5 protein-coding genes are annotated in these 8,076 nt (G+C 30.9%); 2 read left to right on the top strand and 3 right to left on the bottom strand.

What is annotated here, in order from left to right; all coding sequences use genetic code 11:
* Window positions 1-651: 651 nt before the first annotated feature.
* From BN52_RS01800 to BN52_RS01810, 3 genes are all read right to left on the bottom strand, one after another.
* Window positions 652-1,917, bottom strand: coding sequence for a replication initiation protein (locus tag BN52_RS01800; RefSeq protein ID WP_008472391.1), 1,266 nt, complete (start codon window positions 1,915-1,917; stop codon window positions 652-654).
* Between the two features lie 1,303 nt (window positions 1,918-3,220).
* Window positions 3,221-3,523: a hypothetical protein gene (locus tag BN52_RS01805; RefSeq protein ID WP_008472392.1), complete on the bottom strand. Its 303-nt coding sequence runs from the start codon at window positions 3,521-3,523 to the stop codon at window positions 3,221-3,223.
* A 286-nt stretch (window positions 3,524-3,809) separates the two neighbouring features.
* Window positions 3,810-4,607 (bottom strand): ParA family protein, encoded by a 798-nt coding sequence (locus tag BN52_RS01810; protein ID WP_008472393.1) that lies wholly within the window; start codon window positions 4,605-4,607, stop codon window positions 3,810-3,812.
* A 340-nt stretch (window positions 4,608-4,947) separates the two neighbouring features.
* Between BN52_RS01810 and BN52_RS01815 the strand changes: the two genes are divergently transcribed.
* A complete protein-coding gene (locus BN52_RS01815) occupies window positions 4,948-6,111 on the top strand; it encodes a GNAT family N-acetyltransferase (protein WP_008472394.1) in 1,164 nt (387 codons plus the stop codon).
* Window positions 6,112-6,656: 545 nt separating this feature from the next.
* On the top strand, window positions 6,657-8,076 hold a 1,420-nt coding region (locus BN52_RS01820), incomplete at its 3' end, for an oligopeptide ABC transporter substrate-binding protein (protein ID WP_040473305.1).

Genomic DNA, 8,076 nt, shown 5'->3' on the forward strand with positions numbered 1-8,076 from the left:
ATTTGAAATCATAACGCTTACTGAAAAAATATATTTATAAGCACAATATGAAATATACATATATTTGCATTTATATTTATGCGTCTAATTATCACTATAAAAATATAACTGGCCGAAAAGCTTTGATTTCTCTAAAATTAATTTACTCTACTAAGCAAACGATCCATTTTAAAACGAAAGTCGAATACTATCTCTAATATGAAGTTAAAAACCATTCCATCTGAAGTCGTTCTTAATAATGATAGCTTAGTTATCAGTATTTTTGACTCTAATCGCTAAATTTTCACGTCAAAACACTAGCCTTTTAATCAGCGACGTCTGTTGGATAAAATTGTTAGCCTATTATTTCTCAATAAATATATTTATATATATACTTGATATTATACGTGGACATATAATTATAGATATGTTTCACAATTATCTGTATAAATATATTTTTTATTATATTTAAAACGACGTCATTTGGAGAACAATTTATTTTATCATTATATTTATAAGTGTACTGTAAATTAACAATTATAAGTAGTAATATGAGTATATTTATTTATACCCTTGTACTTCTACTTATTAATATAATGTACTTTATACTTATATTTCTAAATATAAAAATACCGAAAAGCATTTATATCAATACTTCCCGGTATTTATTTTTTATAAATTATCAACATCAAATAAGGATAAACTATCGTTCAAGTCTTTACCTGCATTAGTAAAATCAAGTGAAAATTGTTCATCTTCACGTCGTTTTTGTAAGTCTAATGCTCTATTTTCTAGATTCTTAAGTCGTTCTTTTTCACTAATTTGATCGCGCTCTCTATCCATAGCGGATTTTTCATAACCCATTTGCAAGAGCTGCATGTCTTCTTGATCTTCTGGTGTCAAAAAACCTTTTTTATTAACTTCTCTATATACAGCTAATAACTGAGCAAATTGAGCGTGTTTATATTGAGTCAATGATTTTAAATCTGATCGATGAAAAACGGTTCTACGAGTACGCTTATGTAACTTATTAGGCAAGAAATATGAGTGCAAATGGCCTTCTTTGTACTCCTCAGCACTAGTACCCAATGTAAAGCCATAAAACCTGTCTAAAGCCCTAAATTTCTCTTCCTCCGTCATATATGGATTAGACTTGATGTAATAAACGGAATTTGTGTCCTCAATACTACTGTCATAATAAACGTCTTGTTGATTATTCTTTTCGGGCACCCAAGTAAAAATGTATGAATCTAATTTTCTACCGCGCACACCTTTACGATAATTCTTAGTAATCTTGAAATTTTGGAAATTTGCACACAATTCCTCCATACATAGGCTTAATACACGTCGATCAATGTCAGTAGGACGATATGATTTTGGGATCTGCAATCTCTTTCTGAAGTCGTCGATTTTATATTCTTTACGGCCAACTGTTCTCCATTGTTTTAGCAGTCTAAATAACTTACGAGAATAGTTAGAATGCAGTCTGACGTACTGAGTAATAGAGAATCTAGTCCAATGTTCCAAGTGATTGAACAAGTACAAGAAGCTGTCGCTGACCTCTACACTTGTTTCCAAGGTATCAGTATCCACAACAGATCGTTTAAAAATATTCTCGCGAATCTTATTAATGTGTCCAGTTTTTTGGTCTTTTTCTTCTTTGGATAATTGAATAGTCAATAAGCGGGAAAAGGTATCATCAACATTTTTAGCAATTTGTTTATTTGAAATATGGCTATTATAGCCAACTTCACGCTTAATTTGATCTGGTGACAAAGTGATTCTATTACCACCTTGATCCTTCACTTGTGCAGCAATAAGCCAAAAAATATTACTATTTATCTCAGGTAAACTATCAATTGGTTCAAAAATAGGGTCGTCGTTGAACCGATTATCAATTTTGATTATTTTTTGTACAGGTCGCTTTCTTGTTGCCATTACATTCACTCCAATAACGACTTAAGAATATTAGTGTCGTTCCTTTTGATTAAGGTTAATATAGCTTAAGTTTTAAGAGATAACAATAGCTTTTTATAAATTTGCTCCATATGACGTCACCCTTATTAAAATTCGTTCCATAACGCGTCACCCTTATTATTTTTTTGCCCCATATCACGTCGTTAATAAAAAATCCTAAAGTAAAGCTCCATGAGATGACACTCTTATTCCTCCATATGAAGTCGTTAATAATAGTAACTCCATACTACGTCACCCTTATTAATAATTCAGCATCATTTCTCTATATTTTGATTGAAACGAAAATCTTAGTCTCTTAATATCAATGTTTTCATAATATTCACTACAATATCTTGTGGTATTTAGCGACTAAAAATAAGTTTGTCTCCATGTGACGTCACTCTTATTTAGAGTTTAATAGGTGACATCTCGTGGAGTAAATATTTACTAACAAGCAAAAAGCCTGTAAATTAAGAATATCAATAATTTTCAGATTTACTCCATATTACGTCGTTTATTAGTTATTATAAAAGCAGTAAACACAATATGTAGATATCTTTATTTTTTAGAATCCTATATTTTCATGCTTTCATAGAATGGAACATACTACATATAGTTATCCATATCACGTCGTCTTATATAAGCATTATTTAAATTTTCCCTGTGGGTAAAGGATCCATGAGACGTCACTCTTTGTAATTTTTTGTGGATAAATCTACTCCACGTGATGTCACTCCTTTTTTAACTACTAAAAATGCCTTTCCAGGATGCGTCACCCTTATCTCCATATTACGTCGCTTAACAATTCCATGATACGTCGTTCCATTATTTTAAGCTAAAAAGCCTGATATATTAATCTTTATTGCAGAAAGTCATTAATATTACAGGTCCATAAGAAGTCACCCTTATTAATTTAGATAAAAAAATAGCCTAAATCCTGATAGATTAGGCCTAATTAACTATTTTTAATAAGGTGACGTCCCATGGAGTGTCTTTTATTAAGTCCAGAAATCCTTTTAATCATGCCTCTTTCAGAATAGCCTAAAAGGTAAAAGGGTTATATAAAGGGTTTATAATTAAATGGATTTAAAAGACTTCCAACTTGCGATCACTAGTATTCTAGTCCTTAAAGAAAAAATTTTAAATGTATTACAAATCAAAAGAACAAAAAATTGAATAAAATTAATTCAGATTTTCAGAACATGATTAATACCAATATTGGATCCTTTTTTATCATTTCAAATAAAAAACTAAAAGAAAGAATACTTCAATCTTTGGTTACTGACTAATTATCTTTATTTTGTTCAATCCATTCATCAAGAAATGCACTAGTGGATGTAAAACCATGTTTTTTTGCAATTTTGTTTAACGCTTTTCTGTTTGATGGTTTTAATGTGAATGTAAAAGGTTTTACTTTTTCTTTTTGGATTGGTGTTTTTGTAGGCAATGAATAATTCACTTGAGAAATAGCAGGAGTGGGTTGTGAAGTTTCAGGAATCTCCGGATGATTATTCAAAGCTTCAGACATTTTCACATGAGTTTCTTTACTGTTTGAAAAAGCATTTGGTTTTGGACCATTAAAAGCCATAATAAAATACCTCCGTATCAATTTATTAACATGAGTAATTATATTACTATTTATATGATATATCCATCATAATATTTATAAAATATAGTTATTAATAGATTTATAATAATATACATATTTATAAATACATCAATACTTACATAAATATTTATCAATTAACATATCAACATAATAAGAAATATATTTATATTTATAAATAATACTTCTGATAAATACTGCTGTAATAACGATTGCAAGGAAAAGAGCAAATAAAAAGTGTAGCAATTTTTGCTACACGTAATTAATATTATAATTTATCTTCGATTTGTTTGAACGTTTTTTCAAAATCCTGGAAGAAATTATAGTTTCGATTATACGTTCTTGTATCTTCTTTCATTTCTACAACTGGAACTGCATCCAAATTCGATCGATTGAATAATTCTTTTTCTGGAATAATCGCAATAACAGTAGGATCATCCTTAACCGCAGCAACCATTTCATTTGATGATGAAGTGTTTCTTTTAACTAGATTTGCAATGTAATAAAGCTGTGCAGTTACGTAGGATTGACCTGTGCTAAATTCAATAGCTTCTTTCCTTAAATCATCAATTCGATCTTGTAAATTAAATTTGGCGTCAAACCCATGTTTAGAAGGAGTAATAGGGCTCAAGATGTCGTGACTAACAATGATTGCGTTTTTGGTTGCAGTAGAGAAATCTGGGTGACAATCAATAATAATGTAATCATATTGATCTATGTTTAATGCATCGTAATTATTGTTAAGCCACATGTACAAACGCATGTTTTTATTAGTCATGTTTTCGATGTTGGTTTCAATATCATCTAAATGCATATTTCCAGCAATTAAATCGATATTTTCTTTAACATGATTAATGGTAACATCTCCTTGTTGTAAGAAAATGTTTGCAACTGTACCAATAGATTCATCACCATAAACATCATAAGTTTGACTTAAATTACATTGATGATCTAAATCAATAAAGAGGATCTTTTTACCATTTTTAGCTAGCCATTCACCAAAATTATAGGCTAGGGTGGTTTTTCCAACCCCACCTTTAATAGCAGCAAAAGAAATAATTTTCATATAAGCACCTTCGATAATATTTTTTATTTATCATAACACATCTATTTACAATGTAAAATATGTTTTTAAATATAATACTATTTATATAAATAAATATAAGTATAAATACATAACTTGAAAATGTTATTGTTGTAGTATTATTTACTGCTTCATTTATAAATATATCTGTTAAATACAAGCATCATTATATATATCACAATACAAATTAATATAAACATAAATATACATCTACATATATTTAATGAAATAAAAGAAATGTGACTAATAAATATTTCTGCTAATAGAAAAGTTAGGTATAATTCATTTAAAAAGATAATTGATAAAGCGAGATCTGATGACAATGAAATTGAGAAAAAATAAAAGCAATCTCCAACAAGTAGCTGATCTAGTACAATTTGCTTTTGAAAAAAAGAATGATCTTACAAAAGATGAGAATTTTCTCTCTAGATATCAACACAGTGATGGCTATGGAATAGTAGAAAATAATAAATTGCAAAGTTACATTATGGTAAATAATTTTAAGGCAAGAATTTATCGTAAGCGAACAAAAATTGCGGGAATTGGCTACGTTTCATCGTCTCAAGAAGCTAGAGGCAAAAGTAATATTGGAAAATTAATGCAAGAAGTATTCAATGATTTGCATGAACAAGGAATTCCAGTTGCAAATCTAGCTCCATTTTCAGAAGCTTTCTATAGAAGATATGGTTTTGAAAATACTATTTGGCAAAAAGAGTACAGTTTTTCTGCAAAAGCACTAAAAGGAATAAAAATTCCGGAGGGTGGTAGAGTACTTGAAGGAACTTGGGATGATCTTCGGGTACAAAATGGAGCAGCTCAAATATATGAGGTACCAATGCATCATACCAACGAACGTAATACAATCAATCGATCATATTGGTGGTGGAATCGCCTCAACACGTACTATCCAGATAGAAAATTAATGGTGTTTTATGATCATGTTGGCTTACCAGCTTCTTATATGTTTTTGTCTAATAAGAAGGATCGCGTGGAAGTTCCTGAGATGTTTTCAATAAGCAGCGAAGGATATCAAGGCTTATTGAGTTACTTGCATGTTAATTATTCTGAAGAAAAACAGATAGTAATTACTATGCCAGAAGAAAGCAAATTGGAATATTTCTTTTCTGAAGCACAACTTTTACATATTAAGATTCATACTTATATGATGTCGCGCATCATCGATGTTGCAAAAGTCTTGAGAGCAATGAAACTATTAACCGATGGGAAGATCACAATAGAAGTTTTTGGTGATGAACATTGTCCATGGAATAATGGCAAATGGTCTTTAGTTAAAAAGGGAAAGACATATTCAATTGAAACAACAACAGCTACTCCTGATTTTTCAGGTACCATTAATTCTTGGACCAAAGTATTGCTAGGAAATCTGACTTTAAACGATGCGATTAATCTGGGAGAGATAAAATTTAATTCAAAATCTAACACGCAATTTGTAAAAGGAAGAGTTTCTTTTTACGATTACTTCTGATGATACTTATATATAAAAAATAAGGATGCTTCAACCTTTAAGGAAAGTTTGGAGCATCTTTTATTTTGCATTCTTGAAGGAAATATTTACAAATATGCTTATAAATATAAGTCTAATAATAGTGAGTAAAAATCTTAAATATTAAAAAATATGTTTGTCAAATATATTTAAAGATATAAAATAATAAAATTTAATTTTTTGAAATAAGGATACTAAATTAACAATCACAATAAAAGCCATATAAAACAGTGATCTAAATGACTTTTTATAAAATTGATTATCACTAACTTATTGATAGTAAATATTAGAATTTTTGCTATTGTGGGAATTTTTTTACTAAAATTAATGATAATAAGCAATATGATTTAATGCTTTAAAATGCTTATAAAGCAGCGTTTTTATACTATTAAGACGGTATAACCAGAAATAAAAATAAAAATAAATATGAGTAAAAAGCTTGCAATTTTAATTTACATGGTTTATATTCTTATTACAACAAAGCAAGAAAATAATTTTTGAAATAGAAATTGTGAGGTGCTTTTACAATGAGTAAAGCAAAATACGTAGGTGCAGTAACCTTAATCACAGGTGTAGCACTTAGTTTAGTAGCATGTGGTAACAATTCAAAGTCAAACAGTAGCCAAAGCAAAGGTGTTGTTCATGACAAGTTTAAACAAGCAGTTCCTACTAAAGCTATTAAGAAGGGTGGAACTCTTAGATACGCAATTGAATCTGATTCTCCATTTACAGGTATTTTCTTACCTGAGTTGAGTGGCTCTGCAACTGATGGAACTCTTCAAGGCCCAGTTGTGGAATCATTGTTTGGTGTTGATGATCAATACAAGATTAATGACAGTGGTTCTGCAACGCTTAAGCTTGATCGTAAAGCTAAGACTGCTACGATTGAAATTAAGAAGGGTGTTAAATGGTCAGATGGGAAGCCAGTTACTGCTAAAGACGTTGAATTTGCTTATGAAATCATTGCTAATAAAGCAAGCCAATCACAACGTTATACTGGTTCATTAGCTAATATTGTTGGTTTGGCTGAGTATCACGAAGGCAAGAGCAAGACAATTAAGGGTATCGAAATGCCAGATGGCGAAAGTGGCCGTAAAGTAGTTTTGCACTTTAAGGAAATGAAGCCAGGTATGGTTCAATCAGGTAACGGATACTTCTGGGAAGAAGCAGAACCATACCACTACTTGAAGGATGTACCATTCTCCAAGTTAATGTCAAGTGATAAGGTAAGATCTAAGCCATTAGGCTACGGACCATTTAAAGTTGAAAAGATTGTTCGTGGTCAATCAGTAACTTTCGTACGTAATGATAATTACTGGCGTGGTAAGCCAAACTTTGACAAGATCGAAATGAGTGTCATCGGTACAAACTCAGTAACTCAAGCAATTAAGAGTCACAAGTTTGATGTTGCTAATGTAATTAACTCACAATGGGAACAAACTAAGGGTGCGACTGATACTAACTTCATTGGTAAGCCAGACTTAGGATACAGTTACTTAGGTTTCAAGGTTGGTAAGTTTGACAAGAAGAAGGGTGTAAACGTTGAAGACAAGAATGCTAAGATGAACAACGTTAACCTTCGTAAGGCGATGGCTTACGCAATGAACATTGACCAAGTAGCTAAGAAGTTCTACAACGGTTTGTCATTCAGAATTAATACTTTTATGCCTGATCAATTTGCTAACTTTAGAAATAACGATATTAAAGGTTATCCATATAACCTTAAGAAAGCTAACGAATTGCTTGACAAGGCAGGCTACAAGAAGAAGGGTACTTACCGTGTACAACCTAACGGTAAGAAGCTTGTAATTCACTTGGCAGTAAGAGCCAACTCAATGACTGCTACTCCAGTATGGCAAAACTACATCCAACAATGGAAGAAGATCGGCTTGGACGTAGAATTCATCGGTGGCCGTCCAATGGAATTCAACAACTGGGTTGAAGCCG

It is taken from the genome of Lactobacillus gigeriorum DSM 23908 = CRBIP 24.85 (assembly GCF_000296855.1).
GTDB lineage: Bacteria > Bacillota > Bacilli > Lactobacillales > Lactobacillaceae > Lactobacillus > Lactobacillus gigeriorum.

What these genes read in the sequence shown, in the direction of transcription:
- BN52_RS01800 (WP_008472391.1), bottom strand. Translation starts at nt 1,917, where the DNA reads ATGGCAACAAGAAAGCGACCTGTACAAAAAATAATCAAAATTGATAAT.
- BN52_RS01805 (WP_008472392.1), bottom strand. Translation starts at nt 3,523, where the DNA reads ATGGCTTTTAATGGTCCAAAACCAAATGCTTTTTCAAACAGTAAAGAA.
- BN52_RS01810 (WP_008472393.1), bottom strand. Translation starts at nt 4,607, where the DNA reads ATGAAAATTATTTCTTTTGCTGCTATTAAAGGTGGGGTTGGAAAAACC.
- BN52_RS01815 (WP_008472394.1), top strand. Translation starts at nt 4,948, where the DNA reads ATGAAATTGAGAAAAAATAAAAGCAATCTCCAACAAGTAGCTGATCTA.